Origin of the sequence: Streptomyces sp. NPDC001480 (genome assembly GCF_042894725.1) — a bacterium.
Classification (GTDB): Bacteria; Actinomycetota; Actinomycetes; order Streptomycetales; family Streptomycetaceae; genus Streptomyces.
In genome coordinates this window covers 48,324-68,827 of record NZ_JBIAVX010000021.1, presented here as the reverse complement: position 1 = coordinate 68,827, position 20,504 = coordinate 48,324, and the positions used below count along the sequence as shown (strand labels likewise).

The 20,504-nt window shown below is 69.4% G+C and carries 16 protein-coding genes and 3 pseudogenes; 8 read left to right on the top strand and 11 right to left on the bottom strand.

What is annotated here, in order from left to right; genetic code table 11:
• Positions 1–66 precede the first annotated feature (66 nt).
• Positions 67–945, bottom strand: coding sequence for an NmrA/HSCARG family protein (locus ACFY01_RS38830; RefSeq protein WP_390740495.1), 879 nt, complete (start codon positions 943–945; stop codon positions 67–69).
• Positions 946–1,152: 207 nt separating this feature from the next.
• On the opposite strand from ACFY01_RS38830, the gene ACFY01_RS38825 reads away from it, so the two are divergent.
• Positions 1,153–1,938 carry an AraC family transcriptional regulator gene (locus ACFY01_RS38825; protein ID WP_390740494.1) on the top strand — a complete coding sequence of 262 codons (786 nt, stop codon included), beginning with the start codon at positions 1,153–1,155 and terminating at the stop codon, positions 1,936–1,938.
• Positions 1,939–1,950: 12 nt separating this feature from the next.
• Here the strand turns inward: ACFY01_RS38825 and ACFY01_RS38820 are convergent, their stop codons facing one another.
• Together ACFY01_RS38820 and ACFY01_RS38815 are read right to left on the bottom strand one after the other, a co-directional pair.
• Complete coding sequence (locus tag ACFY01_RS38820; protein WP_390740493.1) at positions 1,951–2,838, bottom strand: helicase associated domain-containing protein; 888 nt, start codon at positions 2,836–2,838, stop codon at positions 1,951–1,953.
• Positions 2,839–3,006: 168 nt separating this feature from the next.
• Positions 3,007–3,144, bottom strand: a complete 138-nt coding sequence (locus tag ACFY01_RS38815; RefSeq protein WP_390740492.1) for a hypothetical protein — start codon at positions 3,142–3,144, stop codon at positions 3,007–3,009.
• A 188-nt stretch (positions 3,145–3,332) separates the two neighbouring features.
• Here ACFY01_RS38815 and ACFY01_RS38810 point away from each other — a divergent pair, with 188 nt between their 5' ends.
• Both ACFY01_RS38810 and ACFY01_RS38805 read left to right on the top strand, forming a co-directional pair.
• Positions 3,333–5,162: a glycoside hydrolase family 15 protein gene (locus ACFY01_RS38810; RefSeq protein ID WP_390740491.1), complete on the top strand. Its 1,830-nt coding sequence runs from the start codon at positions 3,333–3,335 to the stop codon at positions 5,160–5,162.
• A 32-nt stretch (positions 5,163–5,194) separates the two neighbouring features.
• The gene (locus ACFY01_RS38805) at positions 5,195–7,306 is read left to right on the top strand and encodes an aquaporin (protein ID WP_390740490.1); all 2,112 of its coding nucleotides are present in this window, start codon (positions 5,195–5,197) and stop codon (positions 7,304–7,306) included.
• 75 nt (positions 7,307–7,381) lie between these two features.
• On the opposite strand, the gene ACFY01_RS38800 is transcribed toward ACFY01_RS38805, so the two are convergent.
• The 6 genes and pseudogenes from ACFY01_RS38800 to ACFY01_RS38775 form a co-directional block, all read right to left on the bottom strand.
• Positions 7,382–8,608, bottom strand: a complete 1,227-nt coding sequence (locus ACFY01_RS38800; protein WP_390740489.1) for a cation:proton antiporter — start codon at positions 8,606–8,608, stop codon at positions 7,382–7,384.
• A 12-nt stretch (positions 8,609–8,620) separates the two neighbouring features.
• Positions 8,621–10,012, bottom strand: coding sequence for a dihydrolipoyl dehydrogenase family protein (locus ACFY01_RS38795; protein WP_390740488.1), 1,392 nt, complete (start codon positions 10,010–10,012; stop codon positions 8,621–8,623).
• A 579-nt stretch (positions 10,013–10,591) separates the two neighbouring features.
• Positions 10,592–10,846 carry a zf-HC2 domain-containing protein gene (locus tag ACFY01_RS38790; RefSeq protein WP_359263425.1) on the bottom strand — a complete coding sequence of 85 codons (255 nt, stop codon included), beginning with the start codon at positions 10,844–10,846 and terminating at the stop codon, positions 10,592–10,594.
• A gap of 4 nt (positions 10,847–10,850) precedes the next feature.
• On the bottom strand, positions 10,851–11,489 hold the full coding sequence (locus tag ACFY01_RS38785) for an RNA polymerase sigma factor (RefSeq protein WP_390740487.1): 639 nt from the start codon (positions 11,487–11,489) through the stop codon (positions 10,851–10,853).
• 137 nt (positions 11,490–11,626) lie between these two features.
• Positions 11,627–12,154 (bottom strand): annotated as a pseudogene (locus tag ACFY01_RS38780) (thiamine pyrophosphate-binding protein); the annotation flags it as partial.
• Positions 12,155–12,243: 89 nt separating this feature from the next.
• Positions 12,244–12,744: a hypothetical protein gene (locus ACFY01_RS38775; protein ID WP_390740486.1), complete on the bottom strand. Its 501-nt coding sequence runs from the start codon at positions 12,742–12,744 to the stop codon at positions 12,244–12,246.
• Positions 12,745–13,141: 397 nt separating this feature from the next.
• Between ACFY01_RS38775 and ACFY01_RS38770 the strand changes: the two genes are divergently transcribed.
• The 3 genes and pseudogenes from ACFY01_RS38770 to ACFY01_RS38760 form a co-directional block, all read left to right on the top strand.
• A complete protein-coding gene (locus tag ACFY01_RS38770; RefSeq protein ID WP_390740485.1) occupies positions 13,142–14,725 on the top strand; it encodes an FMN-binding glutamate synthase family protein in 1,584 nt (527 codons plus the stop codon).
• A gap of 14 nt (positions 14,726–14,739) precedes the next feature.
• On the top strand, positions 14,740–16,503 hold the full coding sequence (locus ACFY01_RS38765; RefSeq protein WP_390740484.1) for a thiamine pyrophosphate-dependent enzyme: 1,764 nt from the start codon (positions 14,740–14,742) through the stop codon (positions 16,501–16,503).
• Positions 16,504–16,775: 272 nt separating this feature from the next.
• Positions 16,776–16,978 (top strand): annotated as a pseudogene (locus tag ACFY01_RS38760) (alpha/beta fold hydrolase); the annotation flags it as partial.
• Positions 16,979–17,084: 106 nt separating this feature from the next.
• Here the strand turns inward: ACFY01_RS38760 and ACFY01_RS38755 are convergent.
• A pseudogene (locus tag ACFY01_RS38755) lies at positions 17,085–17,896 on the bottom strand (IS5 family transposase).
• Positions 17,897–18,158: 262 nt separating this feature from the next.
• On the opposite strand from ACFY01_RS38755, the gene ACFY01_RS38750 reads away from it, so the two are divergent.
• Positions 18,159–19,682, top strand: coding sequence for a serine/threonine-protein kinase (locus tag ACFY01_RS38750; protein ID WP_390740483.1), 1,524 nt, complete (start codon positions 18,159–18,161; stop codon positions 19,680–19,682).
• A 58-nt stretch (positions 19,683–19,740) separates the two neighbouring features.
• Positions 19,741–19,953: a hypothetical protein gene (locus tag ACFY01_RS38745; RefSeq protein WP_390740482.1), complete on the top strand. Its 213-nt coding sequence runs from the start codon at positions 19,741–19,743 to the stop codon at positions 19,951–19,953.
• Between the two features lie 78 nt (positions 19,954–20,031).
• On the opposite strand, the gene ACFY01_RS38740 is transcribed toward ACFY01_RS38745, so the two are convergent.
• Positions 20,032–20,463, bottom strand: a complete 432-nt coding sequence (locus ACFY01_RS38740) for a hypothetical protein (protein WP_390740481.1) — start codon at positions 20,461–20,463, stop codon at positions 20,032–20,034.
• Between the last annotated feature and the right edge of the window lie 41 nt (positions 20,464–20,504).

Here is a 20,504-nt window from a genome sequence, read left to right as displayed (position 1 = left end):
AAAGATCAACTTGGCCGGGACCGGTGGCGGCCGCACCGGCACTTCGACTGGTTCCGGCTCGGAGGCTCAGGAACCAGCCACGTTTGTGGGCGCGGTCCAGCCGGTGGATCGGATCCACTCGGCCAGGTCGAGGGTGGCCGGCTCGATCGCCCGCACCACCGCAAGATCCGACGGGTGTTCCGCCGCCTTCGCGAACTGGCGGAACATCGCCCTGTCGAGGTCGCTGGGAAGCACGCTCAACGGGAGGGCCTCGTACCGTGCCGGGAGCCCGGCGCGCGCGCCGAACGCCGCGGCGACCTGAGGGCCCGTCAGCTCGTCGCCGACGAGTTCGACGGCTCCGCCGGGTGCCTCCGCGGTGTCGAGCAGGAGCGCGGCGGCGACCCGGCCGACGTCCCTGACCGAGATCATCTTCAGGGCGACGTCCTCCGGCAGCGGCAGCCTCAGCACGATCTCTCCGTGCTCCAGGCTCGGTGCCATCTCCTCCATGAAGGGGGCCGGGCGAACCATCGCGGCCCTGAGGCCGGACTTCCTCAGGTGCTCCTCGATCGAGTGCTTCGAGTCATGGTGCGGCACACCCCGCTCCCGGTCCGCGCCGAAGACCGAGTTGAACACGACGTGCGGGACGCGTGCCGCGACCGCCGCGTCGACGAGCGCGGTGCCGATGCGGATCTCCGTCTCGACCTCTTCGAGGTTGTTCGCCTCCGGGGTCATGAAGTAGAACGCCTCGACCCCCGTCAGCGCGGCGGCCAACGACGCCGGGTCGTCGGTCCGGATGGCCGCCAGCTCGACGCCGCGGGCGGCCAGCGCCTGAGCCCGGTCGGATTGCGGGTTGCGGACCAGGGCCCGCACCGGGGCCTTGCGGGCCAGCAGCGCGTCGACCACCGCCCCGCCCTGTCGCCCCGTCGCGCCGAAGACTGCGATCGTGCCGGTCGTCTGTGTGCTCATCGCTGCCACCCTTCACTCAGGGCGTGAGCGAGGTGAGCACGACTCCGGTGTTGACCTCGGCGGTGGGGGGAGGACGACGCGGGCGCGACATCCTCGAGCTTGATCTGTTGTGACATGTCTCCACGATGTGTCTGCGGCGCCAGGCGCACCACCGGTATCGCGCCAGGTTCTCCCGATAACCCGCCAGCTGCGGGTAGCCTCGATCGCGTGTCCGACCCCAGCGGCGAGCCAAGCTTCTGCACCGACGATGCGCCGTTGTCGGCGCCGCTGGCCCATGGCGCCCACGTGGCCGCGCACTTCCACGACTACGGCCAGCTCCGCTACGCCGCGCGTGGGGCCCTGGTCACAGCCACCCAGGTGGGCACCTGGGTGGCGCCGGCCAGTCGGATCATGTGGGTGCCGCCCTTCGCGGTGCACAGCAGCAAGGCGTACGGCGAGACGGACATCCGGGTGCTGTCGCTGCCCGTGACGCTGACCGGACAGCTGCCGGCCGAGCCGTCGGTCTTCGTGGCGAGCGCGTTGCTGCGCGAGGCCTATCTGGCGCTGATGAGCGAGGGCGAGCCGCTGGAGAGCCCCCGTGCGCGGCTGCTGATCGACGTCGTATTCGCCGAGCTCGCCCGCGCCGCACAGGAGCCGCTGCGCCTCCCGGAGCCGAGCGACCGGCGTCTCAAGGCGGTCACCGACCTGCTTCACATGGACCCAGCAAGCCCGGCGACCCTGGCCGAGCTGGGCCACCGCACCGGCGCCAGCGAACGCACCCTGAGCCGACTGTTCGGCAGCGAGCTGTCGATGAGCTTCCACCAGTGGCGCACCCTGCTGCGCACCCAACGGGCGCTGATCGAGCTCAGCGACGGCGCCTCGGTCACCGACACGGCGATCCGGCTGGGCTGGTCGAACCCCAGCAGCTTCATCGACGCCTTCACCGAGCTGGTCGGTCAGACACCCGGCCGCTATCGCTCGTCGGCTCGGTCCTCCCGCAGCTCCCATGGGTGAGAGCGCCGCCCATCACGGCCACCGCATCCCGATCGCGGACAGCTGCTCCACCCGCTCCGGGGACAGCGTCGCGGCCCGGCTGCGCTGGTTCCCGATCCACGCCCCGAGCCGGGGCTCCCGCTCCTCCTGGTCCTCGCCGACGATCCGTTTGACGTGCTTCCTCGGCACCCGCAGGTGCCCCTCGCGCTCGAAGAACTGCTTGGCGGCCTCGTAGTTCAGCGCCCACTTGTCGGCCTGCGTACGGCGCGGCGGCGGCTTCTCGTCCTCGGCCGCGCGCTTGATCCCGAGGACCTGTTCGCACATCCACTGCTGCACGGTCATCAGGTTGTCCCACCCGAGCCGGACCGAGCGCACCCACCGCCCGAGGTCCTCGCCTTGGTGGACGACGTTGCCGGGCTCGGTCGGCAGCGGGTGGCCGGCCTTCAGGTGGATCCGGGTGAGGTGGAAGGCGCGCTGCCATTCCACGGGCCAGGCTGGGCACCACGACGGGGCGATGTCCTCCAGTTGCTCGCGCCGCTCGTCCGACAGCGCGCCGGCCACCGACTCCACCGGCAGGCCGTCGGCACGCCGCTGTTCGATCTCGGCAGCCTTCCGGGCCGCGGCCCTGGCGTTCTTCAGCCAGATGCCCACCCGGTAGCCCTGGTAGGTGGCGTCGAGTGGGGCCAGGAGGTGGCCTGCCTCGGCCGCCCACCCGCGCGCCGCTGCGAGACCTTCCTCCCACGCGACGTCGAAGTGTGACCACACCATGCCTAGCTTCGCTAACTGCTCGATGCGATCCTCGTCCATGTCGCCGCGGGCGTAGAACCGCCGGTTGTCGGCGGTCCACTGCCCGAGCGGGAAGTTCGCGAGTGAGGCCGGCCACCCCTCGGCCTCTACCGTCTGGTCTTCACCGCCGGGCACTCGGTACGTGAACGGCACTGCGCGCTGGCGCCCACGATGGTTTTACGATCTGGCCTTCTTCACTCGAGTGACGCTTGGTGGGCATGCCGTTACGGGTGAGGATCTGCAGGGCGTCGTGAGGGCTGACAGCGCCGTGGTGGATGGAACCGACCATATGCAGATGTCGTCTCAGTGTGCGGTGATCTGCGCGTCCTTGATGTGTCGCCGTGTTGCTTCCTGGAGCGGGCCGTAGTCAGCGGACTTCTTGACGCGCCACGCGAGGTCCTCGTGTGGTGTGCGGGTCGGCGAGGAGTCGGCGTGTCTCATCTCGCTCGACGGGGTGGCATCGCTTGCCGCCCTGCAGGAGGCACTCTGACGGGCCTGCGCGGGCGGCTGTCCGGCGCTGATGTGGGGCAGCGGCGGGCAGGGCCCGCTGCACAATATTCTCTGTTGCGCCGTAACGTCTGGGCCTTTGGGTGAACTGCATGGTGTCGACGCCGTTTGTGGGAGCTGCCATGAGTTCGATCGCCATCGCCGATTATGCACTGATTTCCGATCGTCATTCCGCCGCGTTGATCAGCCGGGACGGCTCGGTCGACTGGTTGTGTTTTCCCCGTTTCGACAGTCCCTCGGTGTTCGGGCGGCTGTTGGACGAGGAGGCCGGTCACTGGTCGATCCGGCCGTCAGCGCCGTGCGAGGTATCACGGCGCTATGTGGAGCGGACGATGGTGCTGGAGACGACTTTCCGGACCGCTTCGGGGACGGCGGTGCTGACCGATGCCCTGCTGGTGGGGGCGGACAATGGCGGCCATCGGCTGGGGATCGGGGTGCCGCGGTTGCTGGCGCGCAGGCTCTCCGGCGTGGACGGGGAGGTACCGGTGGAGGTGGTCTACCGTCCCCGCCCGGAATACGGGCTGATCGCGCCCATCCTCTCCCCGACGCAGGGAGGAGTGACCTCCCGGGGAGGAGCCGAGTGGCTGGTGCTGACCACACCGACCCCGATGAGCTTCACGGACGCCTCCGCCCACGCCGCGTTCACCGTCCAGGCGGGCGAGTCGCTGTACTACGGGATGCACCGCTCCACGCTGGAGGAGACCCCGGCTCATGTGTGGCCCCAGGAGGAGCTCGCCGACCGGTTGGAGGCGACGATCGCCGCGTGGCGGTCCTGGTCCGACCTGCACCAGGCCTACGACGGACCCTGGCGGGAGCTGGTGCATCACAGCGGCCGAGTCCTTCAGGCGCTCTCCTTCCAGCCCAGCGGCGCCATCGTCGCAGCCGCCACCACCTCCCTCCCCGAGGGCGTGGGCGGAGAGCGGAACTGGGACTACCGCTTCACCTGGGTACGTGACGCCTCGCTGACCATGGAAGCGCTCTGGGTCGCGGCCTGCCCGGACGAGGCGCAGGAGTTCTTCTCCTTCCTGGCGACCGCCGCGCCCTCGCTGACCAAGGACCGGTCTTTGCAGATCATGTTCGGGGTCGGTGGCGAACACGACCTGTCCGAGCGTACCCTGCCGCATCTGAAGGGCTGGAGGGACAGCCGTCCGGTCCGGGTCGGCAACGGAGCCTGGAGCCAGCAGCAGATCGACGTCTACGGGGAACTGCTGGACGCCGCTCACCGCCTGGCGGACCAGTTGCAGCGCATCGACGACGACACACGTCGGTTCCTCATCGCCTGCGCCGACACCGCCGCCGACCGTTGGACGGAGAAGGACCAGGGCATCTGGGAGGTGCGGGGCGACCCCCGCCACTTCCTGTACTCCAAGGTGATGTGCTGGACGGCACTGGACCGGGCCATCAGCCTCGCACCCCGCCTCGGCGCGCCGCAGGACAAGGTGGCGGCGTGGCGGCGCACCCGCCAGGAGATCCACGACACCGTGCTGCGAGAGGGCTTCAGCGAGGAGGCAGGCGCCTTCACCCAGTACTTCGGCTCCACGGCTCTTGACGCATCGAACCTGATGATGCCGATCGTCGGGTTCCTGCCCGCCGACGACCCCCGGATGCGCGCCACCATCGACGCCACCGCCGAGAGGCTGACCGACGACGCGGGACTGGTCTACCGCTACCGCACCGAGGGCGGAGTGGACGGACTCGCCGGAGAAGAGGGCACGTTCCTGCTGTGCACCTTCTGGCTGGCCCAGGCCATGGCCCTGTCCGGGCAGACCGAGCGGGCAAGTGGCGTGTTCGAGCAGGCGGCTTCCTACATCAACGACGTCGGTCTGCTCGCCGAGGAGGTCGACCCGGCCACCGGTGAGCTGCTGGGGAACTTCCCCCAGGCCTTCAGCCACATCGGCCTGGTCAACGCCGCCTGGGCGATCAGCCAGGCGCGCCGGCCCATCGCGGCCTGAGTGGACAACCGGGCCTTGAAGGAGGCCGCACCGTGACGGGATGGCGTGAGATGGCGGCCGAGTTCGCCGGCACCGCTCTGCTGCTGTTGCTGGGCCTCAGTGCGGTCGTCGTCGGCTTCGCTTCCCACTCGCCCGTGGTCGCCGCCGTTCCCAGTGCGGACCTGCGCCGGCTGCTGACCGGGGTGCTGTTCGCGGGCTCGGCGACCTTGATCGTCTACTCCCCGCTCGGCCGTATCAGCGGAGGGCACATCAACCCGGCCGTCACCCTCGCCTTCTACCGGCTGGGCAAGATGACCGGGCGCAGCGCCGCCGGCTACGCCGCGGCGCAGGTCGCGGGAGCGGTCCTGGGGACGGTGCTGGTCCTGCTGCTGTGGGGCAGGTGGGCCACCGACGTGCAGCTTGGTGCGACCGTGCCCGGGACCGGGGGTGTCTGGGCCTCCCTCGCGGCCGAGGTCGCTGCCACGTTCTTGCTGGTGGCGTTGATCCTGAACCTGGTCGACCGGCCCCGTCTGATGCCGTACACGGCTGCGGCAGCCGGGCTGCTGGTCGCGACGCTGGTGTTCGTCGAGGCGCCGGTGTCGGGCACCAGCCTCAATCCCGCGCGCAGCCTGGGACCGGCTCTGGTGGGCGGCACCTGGACGGGGTTGTGGGTGTACCTGATCGCCCCGCTGGCGGGCGCGCTGGCCGCGGCGGTGCTGTACTGGCGGCGCCGCCGGACGGTGGCGTGCGGAAAGCTCATCCACGACGACGCCTACACCTGCCCTTTCCTGGACTGCCGCTACACCCCGCCGGAGCGGCGTGTGCGCAGAGTGCGGTCCTTGCGGCCGCCCGCTGACAGAAGCCCGGACAGACCGTCGGCCGCCGGCGAGGCGGTCCGGCACAAGCCTGCCGTCGCCTGGCTCACACCCACGGACGCCGTCCCGACACCCGTCCGTGACCCGAGCCGCTCACCACAACCGCAACCTGGCCGCAGACGGGCAGGCCGTTCAGCAGCGGCGCCCGGTGCGGCCGGTACCGCCTGTGAGAGGAACACCAACACCATGAAGGCCATCGGCGTCTCTCCCGGAAAAGCCGGCAGCGCACACCTCATCGACGTCCCCAGGCCCGCAGTGGACGACATCCCGCACGGCCGGGGAGTCATGGTCCGGATCCTGCGCCTGGGACTGGACGGCACCGACAAGGAAATCAACGCCGGAGAGTACGGCACCGCCCCCGCCGGTCAGGACTACCTGATCACGGGCCACGAAAGCCTCGGCCGCGTGGAGGAAGTCGGCCCCGCTGTCACCGAGTTCGCCCCGGGCGACTACGTGGTCGCCCGGGTCCGCCGGGCCGGGGACAGTCTCTACGACCTGATCGACACACCCGACATGACCACGGACGACGCCTACTACGAGCACGGCATCAGCCGGGTAAACGGCTTCCTGACCGAGTACTACGTCGAAGATCCCCGCTACCTCATCAAAATTCCCCAAGGCCTCCAACACGTGGCCGTGCTGCTGGAGCCCACCAGTGTGGCGGAGAAGGGCATCATCGAGGCCTACGAGATCCAGCGCCGGCTGAAGGTGTGGCAGCCGCGCCGTGCGGCCGTCCTCGGCGCGGGCACCATCGGACTGCTCGCCACCATGATCCTGCGCAACCGAGGCCTCGAGGTCACCACCTTCGGCCTGGACGAGCCGCCCTACCTCAACTCCGACCTCGCCGAGGCCATCGGCGCCACCTACATCAGCACCAAGCAGCAGTCCCTCGCCCAGAACGCCGCCGAGACGGGCGGCTACGACCTGGTGTTCGAGGCAACCGGATACTCGCCCATCGTCTTCGACGCCATGTGCCATCTCGTCGCCAAGAACGGCATCCTCGTGTTGTCCAGCGTCACCGGCGGCATGCGCCGCAGCGAAGTCCCCTCGGACGCGATCAACCTGGACTTCGTCCTCGGCAACAAGGTCATGTTCGGCACCGTCAACGCCAACCGCGAACATTTCGAGGCAGGCGTCCGGGATCTCGCCGTCGCCGAAGCCCAGTACCCGGGCTGGCTCTCGCGCCTGCTCACCCACCCCGTCCACGGACTCGACCACTACGACGAGGCTCTCGCTGCGCTCGGTGCGCCAGGTGCCATCAAAGTCTTCGTGGAGATCGCCGAAGCCTGAACGATGTGCCGGGGGTGACGGCCACAGCCACGCCACCCTCACCGGCTCGGCCCGCAGGTTTGTCAGCAGGCCCGCTCACATGGCTTCGCCCATCCTCGAGTGATCCATCCGGGCACGGGTCTCGGGCTTGGCCCGCTTTCGCAGCAGGGCCAGCGCGGAGACCGGGAACAGCAGCACCGACAGCAGACCCGCACACACCAGAGCCGCCGCCGTGACGGGTGTCATCAACCCGGAGGCCACACCCACCTGGGTGGCGGTGACCAGGAACGGCAGGGACGTGGCCTGGAGCAGCGCCACCGCCAGCGACGAGCGGTTCCCCAGCGAACGGCGGTACAGCAGGGCCGGCACGCCGCGCACGACCAGCAGGGCCAGCAGGAACACAGGAACCCTCAGCAGCGCCGAGGGACTCGCAAGAAGCCCGCGAAGATCAAGCCGCAGGCCGCTGGCGACGAAGAACACCGGGATCACGAAGCCGTACCCGATGGCTTCCAGCTTGATCCTGAAGTGCGGGTGGGAGGCGGAGTCACGGTCCACCAGGCCCACGACCCCGCCCGCGAGGAAGGCCCCGAGGATGCTTTCCAGGCCGAACTTCTCCGCCAGAGCCACAAACGCCACCAGCAGCACAACGGCCGCCCGGACCCGGATCTGCGCCGTGGTGTCCTGCAGACGCAACAGCACATCACCCACCCGCATCGAGCGCCCCGCCAGCCCGACAGCAACTGCGGCCACGGCCACCAAGGCAGCGAAAGCGACCAGCAGCACCACGCGGCTTCCGGTGCTTCCGCCGGAACCGGAGAAGAACAGCGACAGCAAGAGCACCGCTGCGAAGTCCGCCACGGACGAAGCCGCGATGGTGATCTGTCCCAGATCGGTGTTCACCCGTCCCGCGTCCTGAAGTACGGGCACCACCAGCCCCAGCGACGTGGCGGACAGTGTCACCGCGATCAGGACAGGGCTGTGCACCCAGCCCACCGCGCCGAAAGCCACCCCGGCCGCAACACCGAGCACCACGGTGATCACGTAGCCGAGCAGCGCGGAGCCCAGCAGGCGTCCGCGTAGCCGGTGCACGTCGATCTCCAGGCCCGCCAGGAACAGCAGGAAGGCCAGACCGAGCAGGGCCACGATCTGCACCGGCAGGTCGGCCTTGATCCAACCCAGGCCGGACGGTCCCAGGACGATGCCCGCCACGATCTCCAGCACCACCGCCGGGATCCGCACCTTGGGAGCGAGCCCGAGCAGGAAGGGAGCCAGCAGTGCCACGAGAGTGACCGCGAAAAGATTCACGAACGACACGTCAGGCATGCCGGAACCCCCTTACACCCCGCACTGCTCCAGCAGGTGCAGCCACACCTCGCTCACCGTCGGGAAGGAGGGCACCGCGTGCCCCAGCACCTCCAGCGGCACCCGGCCCACCACCGCGATGGTGGCAGAATGCAGCAGTTCCTGAACGTCCTGGCCCGTGAAGGTGGCGCCGACCACGATCCGCCGCTCGGTGTCCACCACCAGCTTGCTGGTGCCACCCAGCCCGTTGCCCCGCACATACGAGCCGGGCACGTCGCCGGTGCCGTAGCTGACGGTGCGCACCGGCAGTCCCTGGTCGCCTGCCTGCTCCTCGGTCAGCCCCACGGCGGCGACCTGCGGGTCAGTGAAGGTAACCCTGGGAACCACGTCAGTGGCAGTGGGCTCGCCCTTGCCGATGATGACGTCGGCCGCGATCCGGGCCTGGTACTTGCCCATGTGGGTCAGCAGCGCGCGGCCGTTGCAGTCCCCGATGGCGTACAGCCAGCCACCGGACACGCCGGTCGCCCGCATGTGGTCGTCGACGTCCACGAAACGGCCCGGCTGCAGGCCGACGCTGTCCAGCCCCAGATCGGCCGTCGCCGGACGGCGTCCCACCGCGACCAGGATCTCGTCGGCGACCAGTTCCCGGCCGTCGGCGAGCGTCGCCTCCACCGGCGCGTCCGCGGCCTCCCGCCACACTTTTTGCAGCAGGACACCGGTGATGACGGTGATGCCCTCGGCTTCGAAAGCTGCCCGCAACTCCTCGCCGGCGAACGGCTCCTCCCGCGGAACCAGGCGATCGGTCCCCTCCACCAAGGTGACGTCCCGACAGCCCAGCCGATGAAACCCCTGCGCCATCTCCGCACCGATCGCCCCGCCACCCAGCACCAGCAGACGCGGTGGGATCTCCTTGGCCGCTGTGGCGCCCCGGTTGTCCCACACCCGGATGTCCCGCAATCCGTCGACAGGCGGGATGGCCGCCGCAGTACCCGTGGCCAGCACCACAGCCCTGCTCGCCGCCAGCCGTGTCGTATCACCGTCCTCGGTGGTCACGTTCACCACGCGCTCCTCGGCCAGCCGCCCAGTCCCGCGCACCAACGTGATGTTCCGGTCGGCGAGCCACTTCGCCTGCCCGGTGTCCTGCCAGTGACTCGTCATGTAGTCGCGCTGGGCGAAAGCGGACTGCGCGTCCACCCGTCCGGTCACAGCCTCAGCGGCCCCCGGCACCCGGCGGGCGGCCGCCACTGCGTCCCCCGGGCGGAGCAGCGTCTTGCTGGGAATGCAGCCCCAATACGAACATTCCCCGCCCACCAGTTGCCGCTCCACGACCGCAACCGACAAGCGGGCATCGGCGCACCGACCCGCTGCGTTCTCACCCGCCGGTCCCGCCCCGACCACCACGACATCCACCTGCAGCTCGCGCATGTTCGGCCTCCTTTACACGAACGACCCGTCCGGTTGTGTCCCCCCACCCCAGCCAGGCGTTACAGTCGTCCCTCAGCCGGCTGCACCGGATGCGGCACATCGCCAGGCCACACGTACACGCGTGGCCTGGCTCTTGGCCGTTTCACCGGCGACACCAAACGCCTGGTGATCGCTGACGGCCTCGCGGTAGCAGCGCTGGCCGGATACGCGCTGGTCTGCTTCCAGTCCCAGAGGCTGTGCCCCAACCCGACGGTCAACGAACCGCTCCCCATCGCGACAACCACCAGCACCGCACACCAGGCCCCCACTGACGCACTGCGGTCTTGACCATCGGAAGACTGGTCACTGGCCGCCCAGGCTCCCGGAAGTGTTCGGGTTTCCTGCGTCCTGAGGCTGGAGCGCCTCCCCGCGGAAACCGGTCCCGACCTGGGGGTTCCGCCTGACCACTGCCGACTCTCACGCACCCAACATTGACTTCGGTCACGACTCCTGGCTCACTATCGAGCCCTAGTGATCCGGCGGTGCTGTCGCTTCACCTACGCCCGCAACGGTATGCAGCCTTTTTACTCGGCATACGTCTCATAACGCGGTGGCGTTCCAGTCGCGGAAAGCAGTGAGCAACCGTCTCTGGGCCTCCTCGGAGAGCGTCTGGCGCGGAATGCGGCCCAGCATGCTCAACGTCTCGCGCATCTGCTCCAGATAGGTCTCACAGCCCTCGCACTCAGCCAGATGTTCCTCGAACCGCAGGCGCGACCGTGTATCGAGCGCCCTCTCGAGGTAGTCCGTCACAAGTTCCACGAACTCGGCGCAACTGAGACCCTCCGCCTCAGCCATCGCGTCACCCCACCACTGCGGATCGAAAGTACTCCTCGATGCTGTCACGCATCCGCGCACGCGCCCGGTGCAGCAGGACTCGCTGATTCACCGCGGAGAGATCCAGCATCCAGCACGTCTCATCCGCCGAGTACCCGTAGACATCCCGGAGCTCGATCACCTCTCGCTGCCTACGCGGCAAGCTCTCCAGAACCCGTCCCATCCGCTGACGAAGCTCGCCGGACAGCACCTCGTCCTCCGGCATCACAGGCCACCGCTCGGGAAAGACCCGCCAATGCCCGGGCCACCGGTCCTCCGGTCCACGGAATCGGTCGGGCGACACGGTAGGACCTGCCTCATGGCAATCCAGCAGGTCCGTCGGGAGCACTCTGCGCTCCCGAAGGGCGCAGGACTTCGCTTTGTTGACCAAAATCCCGAGCACCCACGTCCGCAGCGCAGAGCGCTCCTGGAACCCGTCCAGCCCCGCCAGCACGGCCAGCCACGTGTCCTGAACCACGTCCTCCGCCGACTGCGATGTTCTCACGTACACCCGCGCCAGCCTCAGCATCCCCGGAGACCACGAGGTCATGATCGACACGAAGGTGACCTCGTCGCCTTCCCGCAGGCTGTGGACGGTGAGTGCATCGGCTCTGTCGGTAACCACGGCAGCTCGCCTCGCACAAGTGGAGTCGTCCAGCTCCAATTCGACGCTAGACCCCTCCGTCCCGGCTGTCATATGGGGGCCGGGGATCCGCCCACGGTGCGGATGCAGCACAGGCGGCGGCGCGGTGCTTGGGGCCCCATGTCCTCCGGCACCGCCAGGAACACGGCACCAGGGCGCTCGCTCTGCGCGGTCTTGAACGCCTTGCGTGTCATCTCCGGCACGGCGTTCGGGCACTCGATGCGAGCCGCCCACTGGGTGACGGGAGCGAACATCGATACCAGGTCGATGACCTGGTGCGACTCCTTGTGGATGCGCCGCAGCGACCCTTGGGCGGCCAGGGCCACCATCGGTGCACTGTTGGTCGTGGCGTCTGCTGTACCGAGCAGTAGATTGATCGCGCCGGGCCCCAGCGTGGCCGAACACACCCCGGCCCGCCCGGCCAGCCGGCCGTAGATCTCCGCCATGAACGAGGCGGCCTGCTCGTGGCGCACCAGGATGTACCGGATCCCGGACCCGTTCAGCGCGTCCACGAAGCGGATGTTCTCCTCGCCCGGGATCCCGAAGACGTACTCCACGCCCTCGGCCTGCAGACAGCGCACCAACAGGTGTGCGACGTCGTCCACTGCTGCCGTGTTCCGCGCCTCGGTCGCGCCTTCGGTGCCCATCGGACGAACGTAGGCATGCTCACCTGCCCCGGCCACTCGTCCGGCGCTGAACGGGGTGCCCTGTGGCAGGCGTCGACCCAGGCCTCAGCTCACGCATCGGGGCGACCGGCGCCATTCGGGGGCGCTGCGGTGGCGGCTGCCACGGTCGGCCCGCACGGTGGCTCTGGAGTGGACGTGCCGCCGCACCGCGCGGCAGGGCTTTGGAAGGAACGTGTGACCGCTTCGTCGCCCGCCACCGATGCACCGCCGACCAGGGACTGGTCGAACTGCGGCAGATCCTCTCCCACGTCACGGCGGACACCGGCTGCGTCCAGGGCAGCGAGGAGGACGAGGGCATCCGACGCCTGGAGGACTTGTGCGACAGGGTCGTGTCGGCTCTGCTGCCTGATCGCGAACAGACGACGGACGACGCCGGCCTGCTCATCGTCCGTACCCGATGTGCCGCTGCCCGTGATGTCGCTTCCTGTAGCCTCTCGAACGATCCTCGGGCAGCCGGACAGGCCCGCGAGTACGTTCGCGAACAGCTCGATGCATGGGGCCTCGGTGATCTCGTGCTCACGACCGAGCTGGTGGGCAACGTCGTCCGGCATGCCAAGGGTCCCGTCCGCCTCAGTCTGCTGCGCAGCCGATCCTTGACATGTGAGGCGTATTCGTTCGCCCGTGCAAGTTCAGGTGTCCTGATACGTCTGCGGCGCTACCTGCCACCCGAGGCTGCGCGGAGGGCGGGGAAGGGCGTATGGACATCCCGGACAAGTAAACCGAATGGCTCGGGGAATCTTGAACCACGTGAATGGTGATGGCGGGCGCACTCCCGATGCTCGCCCGGAGCCGTCGACCGGTCACTGTACGCGGTCTTCCATTATGCGAGTCTCGGAGTCGGCGCCAACGTGAGCCTTTCTCACCAGCGGGGGCACCTACCGCGCCGGTGCCGGTGGCCTGAGGACGTCTCCCAGGACTGGAGAGCGATCCCCCGGTAATGAGCAAGGGGTGACACGCATCGCAATCGTCGTCCTGACTCTTGTCGCAGGCGTTCTGGCGTTCCTGGCCGCGGCCTGGATCTCCCCCTGGTGGTTGCTCGTCGCCGTACCGGTGATGCTGCTGGCTTTGCTGGGGGCGTGGGATCTGCTGCAACGCCGGCATTCGGTGTTGCGCAACTATCCGGTCCTCGGCCATGCCCGCTTTCTCATGGAGCGCATACGTCCGGAGTTGCAGCAGTACTTCATCGAGCGGAACTACGACGGGCGTCCCTTCGACCGGGACGTGCGCAGCATCGTCTACGAGCGCGCCAAGGGCACGGACGCGGAGGAGCCGTACGGCACCGAACGGGACGTGTACCAGCCTGGTTACGAGTTCCTGGTCCCCTCGATGGCGCCGCGACCCGTGCCGAAGGAACCGCCGCGCGTGCGGATCGGCGGTCCGGATTGCGGCCGGCCCTACGACATGGCACTGCTGAACGTCTCCGCGATGAGCTTCGGATCGCTCTCCGCCAACGCCGTCCTCGCGCTCAACGGGGGCGCGGCGGCAGGGGGGTTCGCGCAGGACACCGGTGAGGGCGGGCTGTCCGAGTACCATCTGCGGCCGGGCGGCGACCTCGTCTGGGAGATCGGCACCGGGTACTTCGGCTGCCGCACGCGCGACGGTGACTTCGATTCCGCCGAGTTCGCCGACAAGGCCGCGCACGAACACGTCAAGTGCGTGTCCCTGAAGCTGTCGCAGGGCGCCAAGCCCGGTATCGGCGGTGTGCTCCCGGGCGCCAAGGTGAACGCCGAGATCGCCCGGGTCCGGGACGTGCCCGAGGGACGGACGGTCGTCTCCCCGCCGTACCACCGCGTGTTCTCCACCCCGCGTGAACTCGTGCGCTTTATTGCCCGCATGCGGGAGCTGTCCGGTGGCAAGCCTGCCGGGTTCAAGCTGTGCGTGGGCTCGCGGCGTCAGTTCCTGGCCGTGTGCAAGGCCATGCTGGAGGAGGGCACGGCGCCCGACTTCATCGTGGTGGACGGCGCCGAGGGCGGGACCGGTGCGGCGCCGCTGGAGTTCGCGGACCACGTGGGTACCCCGCTCACCGAGGGGCTTCTCGCCGTGCACAACGCCCTCGTGGGAACCGGCCTGCGCGGCCGGATCAGGATCGGCGCGAGTGGCAAGATCGCCACCGGGACCGACCTGGTCAAGCGCATGGTGCAGGGTGCCGACTACGGCAACGCCGCGCGGGCGATGATGTTCGCTGTCGGCTGTATCCAGGCGCAGCGGTGCCACACGAACACCTGCCCCACCGGCGTCACCACCCAGGACCCCCGCCGCGCCCGCGCACTCCACGTCCCGGACAAGACCGTGCGCGTCCAGCGCTTCCAGGAGGCGACCGTGGCCAGCGCGTTGCAGATCATGGCGTCCATGGGCGTCACCGGCCCCGCGCAGCTGCGTCCGCACATGCTCCGCCGGCGCGTCGACCCCTTCACCGAGCGCTCCTACGAGGAGCTGTACGAGTGGCTTGAGCCCGGGCAGTTGCTCGCCGAGCCACCGGCCTCCTGGGCGGCCGACTGGAAAGCCGCAGACCCCGACCGTTTCACCGTCTGACCTGGAGGTCTCACGTGGCACGTACTGTTGCCCGCGTCATCGTGGACGCGCTGAGCGAGCTCGGCGTGCGCCAGGTGTTCGGCGTCGTGGGAGACGCCCTCAATCCCCTGACCGACGCCATCCGCACCACCGAGGGCCTGGAGTGGGTGGGCTGCCGGCACGAGGAGGCGGCCGCCTTCGCCGCCAGCGCCCAGTCGCAGCTCACCGGAGCGCTCGGGGTGTGCATGGGCACCGTCGGGCCCGGTTCCGTCCACCTCCTGAACGGCCTGTACGACGCGGCCAAGAGCCACGCCCCGGTCCTTGCGATCGCCGGCCAGGTACCGCTCGCCGAACTCGGCAGCGACTACTTCCAGGAGGTCGACAATGACGCCCTCTTCGCCGACGTGGCCGTCTTCCGCGCGACCGTCACCTCGCCCGACCAGCTGCCGCAGATGCTGGAGACGGCGGTGCGCCACGCGCGGGGCCGCAAGGGCGTCGCCGTGCTCACCGTGCCGGGCGACCTGGGCGAGCGGGAACTGACCGCCGACCGCCCCGCCCGGTTCTCCCTGAACACCCCCGTGAGCCGGCCCGACGAGTCGGCCGTCCGCCGCGCCGCGGACATCCTCGACCGCTCCCAACGCGTCACCCTCCTCGTCGGCGAGGGAGCCCGTGCCGCCCGCCAGGACGTCCTCACCCTCGCCGGCCGCTTGGCCGCACCCATGGTGCTCACGCTGAAGGCCAAGGCCGGTTTCGAGGGCGAGGCCAACCCGTTCCAGGTCGGCCAGACGGGCCTGATCGGCAACCCGGCCGCGGCGGCGGCCCTTCAGGACGCGGACACTCTGCTGATGCTCGGTACGGACTTCCCCTACCGGGACTGGTATCCCGAGGGCCGGACGGTGATCCAGGTGGACACCGAGGCCACCCACATCGGACGCCGAGTACCGGTCGACGTCGGGCTGGTGGGGGACACCGGCGCCACTGTCCGCGACCTCCTGGAGCATGTCACCGCCGCGCCCGCCGGGACCGAGGGTGCACGCGACCGCTCGCACCTGGAGAAGGCACGCGAACGCTTCGACCAGTGGCGCACCGGTCAGGCGCGGCTCGCCGACCCTTCGCACGACAAGGGCCTCGTGGGCCGTATCCGCTCCGCGCTGGACAACCGCGGCCACGACATCCGCCCGGAGGCCCTGGCCGCGGCTGTCGACCGGATCGCGGCTGACGACGCCGTCTTCACCTCCGACACGGGCATGGCCACGGTGTGGCTCTCGCGCTTCGTCGAGATGCGCGGCGAACGGCGTCTCATCGGCTCGTACAACCTCGGCTCGATGGCCAACGCCATGCCCCAGGCTTTGGGCGCCCAGTGCCTGGACCGCGAACGGCAGGTCGTCGCCTTCTGCGGTGACGGCGGACTGAGCATGCTCCTCGGCGACCTCATGACCCTGAAGACGTACCGCCTTCCCGTCAAGCTCGTCGTCTTCGACAACCGCCGGCTGGGCATGGTGAAACTCGAACAGGAACAGGCCGGACTGCCGGAGTTCGGCACGGTGCTCGACAACCCCGACTTCGCCGCCGTGGCCGAGGCCATGGGCATCACCGGCATCCGCGTGACGGACCCGGCAGAGGTGGAGAGCGCCGTGCGACGCGCCTTCGGCACTCCGGGGCCGGTCCTGCTCGACGTCCTCACCAACCCCGACGAGATCGCCGTCCCGGCCAAGCCGACCGTCGAGCAGGGCTGGGGGTTCGCGGTGGCCAAGATGAAGGAAGTCGTCCGCAGCCACGGAGAGCCGAGCGGGAACTGACAGCAAACCGTGCATGCGGAAAGGTTCACCCAGGCCGTACGCAGTCGATGGCCCTGGGTACAAGGACGTCGCACGGGATCCAGCCTTCTCGGACGATTTCGAGGGCGCAGTGCGAAGTGCGTCGGCCCAGCGTGGTTGCGAGTCGGCGCGTGAAGGCGTCGGGTGGAATATGGAGGGCCCGGGGTCAAATCGGACCAGGGGGCGGGTCCTGAGAGACTGGCGGGCATGGACATCGCTCGCAGGAACAACGTGACCGTCACCGGCAATCCCCCGACCTGAAGAGCGTGGCGGCGCCGACTCCGGTGCTGGAGTGCACCCAGGACGTGATCGCTCCCCGGGAGGTCGGTGCCTTCGTCCACCAGGCGATCCCGGCTCGAAGCTGGTCACGCTGGATGCGACCGGCCACTGCCCGCACCTGTCCGCCCCCCAGGCCACCAACCAGGCGATCATAGAGTTCCTGGCGGCCCTGCGGTGATGTGCCGCACCGGACAGCCCGAACCGCACGAGGCCGGCGACGAGACGGTATCGACTGCGGCGTTGTCAACGTCCGCCTCACCACATGGGACACCGTCTTACAACGGCTAACACAATGAGCTCAGTTGTCGGTGGGTGATCAGGCAGCAGGCGAGTTTGAGGAACGCTTCGTGGATGTCGGCCCGGCGTTCCCAGCGGATCCGCAGGCGCCGGAAGCCGTGCAGCCACGCGAAGCTCCTTTCGATCACCCAGCGGTAGGTGCCCAGGCCGGTGCCGTGTCGTGTCCCGCGGCGGGCGATGGCCGGCACGATGCCGCGGTCGCGGACCTGGTCGCGGTAGATGTCGTGGTCGTAGCCGCGGTCGGCGAAGAGCGAGTCGGGTTTGCGGCGGGGCCGTCCGACACGGCCGCGGACGGGCGGGATCGCGTCGAGCAGGGGTAGGAGCTGGGTGACGTCGTTGCGGTTGCCGCCGGTCAGCAGGACGGCGAGCGGGGTGCCGTGCCCGTCGGTGATCAGGTGGTGTTTCGAGCCGGCCCGGCCCCGGTCGACCGGCGAGGGGCCCGTGTGGCTCCTCCTTTTAGGGCCCTGACGTGGGAGGAGTCGACCACGCAGCGGGACCAGTCCAGCCGAGAGGCTGCGTTCAGTTCGGCCAGCAGGACCTCGTGCAGTCGTTGCCAGACGCCGGCCTCGTTCCAGTCCCGCAAGCGCCGCCAGCAGATCATGCCCGAGCCGAAGCCCAGCTCCTTCGGGAGGTACTCCCACTGGATCCCGGTGTGCAGTACTTAGAGGATCCCGCACAGCACCTCCCGGTCCGGTAACGCCTTGCGGCCCGGGTACCGGAAGCGCCGTTCGCGCTGCGGCAGCAGCGGCTCCAGGCGATCCCACAGCTCATCCGACACGATCCACGGCGACGTCCCCACACCGGACCGAACGCTCAACTCCCACCCCGGACACGGCCATCAACGCCGAACCACCTCATTGTGTTAGTCGTTGTTACTCCGCTGAGTTCCGCGCCCGCGCCATCGCGCTGATGCAGGCGGGCGCCACACCGCCCGACTCCCTGGCGGCCCGGCGGCTTTCGTCGGCCAAGGCAGGGTCCTGGGCCTTCCGGGGACCGGCGAAACCGGGTAACCGGTACAACCTTCATACGGGTGACAGCCTCCCCATTCCTCCCGCAGAGGGATGAAAATGTCCCTACACTGCGGCGCGAGAACGGTATTGGGGGGCCGCATGAAGCCGTTGGCGCCTACCGACCCTCAGTCGGTCGGCAGGTACATGATGCTCGGACGGCTCGGCGCGGGTGGCATGGGCCTTGTCTACCTGGGGCGTTCCCCGGGTGGGCGGCTGGTGGCGGTGAAGGTCGTCCACGACGAGTTGGCGTCCGACGAGGATTTCCGTACTCGGTTCCGCCAGGAGATCTCGGCTATGCGCCGGGTCGGAGGCTTCTGGACGGCCACGGTGGTCGACGCCGATCCCGACGCCGACGTGCCGTGGCTGGCGACCGCGTACATTGCGGGGCCCTCGCTCGAGGAGACCGTCCGCACCTGCGGTCCGCTGCCGCCCGACAGCGCCCGGGTCCTCGCCTGCGGTCTCGCCGAGGCGCTGGCGGCGATCCATGAGGCGGGTCTGGTGCACCGGGACCTTAAGCCCTCGAACGTGCTGCTGTCCGGCGACGGCCCGCGGGTGATCGACTTTGGTATCGCCCGGGCGATGGCGGACAGGGGGCTCACCGGCACCGGGCATGTGATCGGCACCCCCGGCTTCATCTCTCCGGAACAGGCGCAGGGCAAGCGCGTCGGTCCGGCGAGCGACATCTTCTGCGTGGGCCTCGTGCTCACGTACTGCACCACGGGCAGTGGCGCCTACGGCACCGGGGACTCGCTGCAGTTGATGTACCGCGTGGTCCACGAGTCGCCCGACCTGCACGCGGTTCCGGCAGAACTCCGCGACGTCGTCATCCGTTGCCTCGTCCGCGATCCGGAACAGCGGCCCGACGCGGCCAGCTTGCTGGAACTGCTCGGACGCCCCAAGGGTCCGGCCGCCGATTCGCCGGGCGGCTGGCTGCCCGACCAGGCTACCGTTCTGGCCCGGCGCTACGAGCACGAGGCGAGGCAGGCCGGTGCGGCACCACCCGCCCCGTCCGTGCACGAACCCGCCGGTCAGACGGCCGTATCGGCCCGCTCGACCGCCGTGACCACCTCAACGGATCCGACACCCGCGGCCGCCGGGGCGGGCTATGAGTTCCGCGGCAATGTGTGGCAACGGTCCCTGGTGACCGTGGGCGTCCTTGCCGGCCTCGGGGTGACCCTGGCACTGTCCTTCCCCAGCTCCGTAGTGGGCACGCTGCTGGTCGGCGTCATTGCCGTGGTGGCGGTTTCGAACCTCGCCGCTCTCGTCTTCGCACGCAGGGACCGGATCCGTATCGGGCCGTCCGGCATCGAGGCCCGCGCAAGAGGGTTCCGGGCAGCGTTGCCGTGGAACCTGGTCGAGCAGGTGGCGGTCGTCCGGGTGCGCTCCCGGCTGTTCGTCGTGGTCTGGCCGGCGACGGGAGCCATGATGCCCGCGGGTGTGCGTCGCGGGTCCCACTTCGGCGGCGGCTTCCGGGTGTTCACCTTCCCCGTCGCGAACGCCGCCCGTCGCGAGACGCACCTGCTGGAGGTCACCACGGCCCTCCGGCGGTTCTCGGGAGGGCGCTACCAGCCGTGAGGCCGCCGGCGATCACCTCTCGACAGGCAACAACAGACCACGGCACAAAGGAATCGGCGTGCATACGCACAACGAAACAGGAACCGGCATGGAACTCGTTCTCTTGGTAATCGTCGTGGCCGTGACGGTCCTGGTCATCGTCGCGGTACGCGCGATCCGCCGCCGCAGCGCGGCGAATCGTTCGACGGCGTGTTTGATGTGCCACGGCACCGGGCGGCGCGGGGAACCTCTCGCGGCCTGCCCCAACTGCGGTGGACGGGGGTCGTTCTGAGGCGGCGCCCGGTCAGCCGCGGCACATCCGGCATGCGACAACGAAGTTTGATCGGTGCTCGAGGGGCCGGTCCGCGGATCAACGAAGTCGTCGGATTCGCTCTTCCGGCCCCGCGGGGCCGGTGGCCCCGGCCCGCGCGGCGGCTGCCGCCTCCAGCAGGGACCAGCCGTCGATCTCCACCACCCGCCGCCCCTCCGGCTGCCACCCGCGGGCGGATGCCACGTCGAGCAGGGCTCGGACGGCGCCAGGTTCGTGCAGGTTCAGGGAGGCACCCCTCACGTATCCCACGTCTCCAGAACCCAGGGGAGCCCCGCCCGGGACGTACCGGCCCGGACCCTCGGTGAAGACGATGCGCAGTGGGCCGCCAGTGCTGGCTGGCTGCGGGTACAGCGTGAGGGTCTCGCAGCAGGACCGTCCGCTGTCCGCCACCGTGTGGCTGTGACGGAGCGTCCACAGATACGTGCGCCCGTCGGCAATCAGCCGACGGGGATTGTTCGTACGGCGCGGCATGGAACCGAGGGTACGCAGCCTGATCCGCAAGCCCCTAGCGG

Bases quoted from the DNA above. Each gene is read 5' to 3' on its own strand.
- ACFY01_RS38830 (WP_390740495.1), bottom strand. From the start codon at position 945: ATGAGCACACAGACGACCGGCACGATCGCAGTCTTCGGCGCGACGGGG.
- ACFY01_RS38815 (WP_390740492.1), bottom strand. From the start codon at position 3,144: ATGAGACACGCCGACTCCTCGCCGACCCGCACACCACACGAGGACCTC.
- ACFY01_RS38810 (WP_390740491.1), top strand. From the start codon at position 3,333: ATGAGTTCGATCGCCATCGCCGATTATGCACTGATTTCCGATCGTCAT.
- ACFY01_RS38800 (WP_390740489.1), bottom strand. From the start codon at position 8,608: ATGCCTGACGTGTCGTTCGTGAATCTTTTCGCGGTCACTCTCGTGGCA.
- ACFY01_RS38795 (WP_390740488.1), bottom strand. From the start codon at position 10,012: ATGCGCGAGCTGCAGGTGGATGTCGTGGTGGTCGGGGCGGGACCGGCG.
- ACFY01_RS38790 (WP_359263425.1), bottom strand. From the start codon at position 10,846: ATGGCTGAGGCGGAGGGTCTCAGTTGCGCCGAGTTCGTGGAACTTGTG.
- ACFY01_RS38775 (WP_390740486.1), bottom strand. From the start codon at position 12,744: ATGCCGGACGACGTTGCCCACCAGCTCGGTCGTGAGCACGAGATCACC.
- ACFY01_RS38750 (WP_390740483.1), top strand. From the start codon at position 18,159: ATGAAAATGTCCCTACACTGCGGCGCGAGAACGGTATTGGGGGGCCGC.
- ACFY01_RS38740 (WP_390740481.1), bottom strand. From the start codon at position 20,463: ATGCCGCGCCGTACGAACAATCCCCGTCGGCTGATTGCCGACGGGCGC.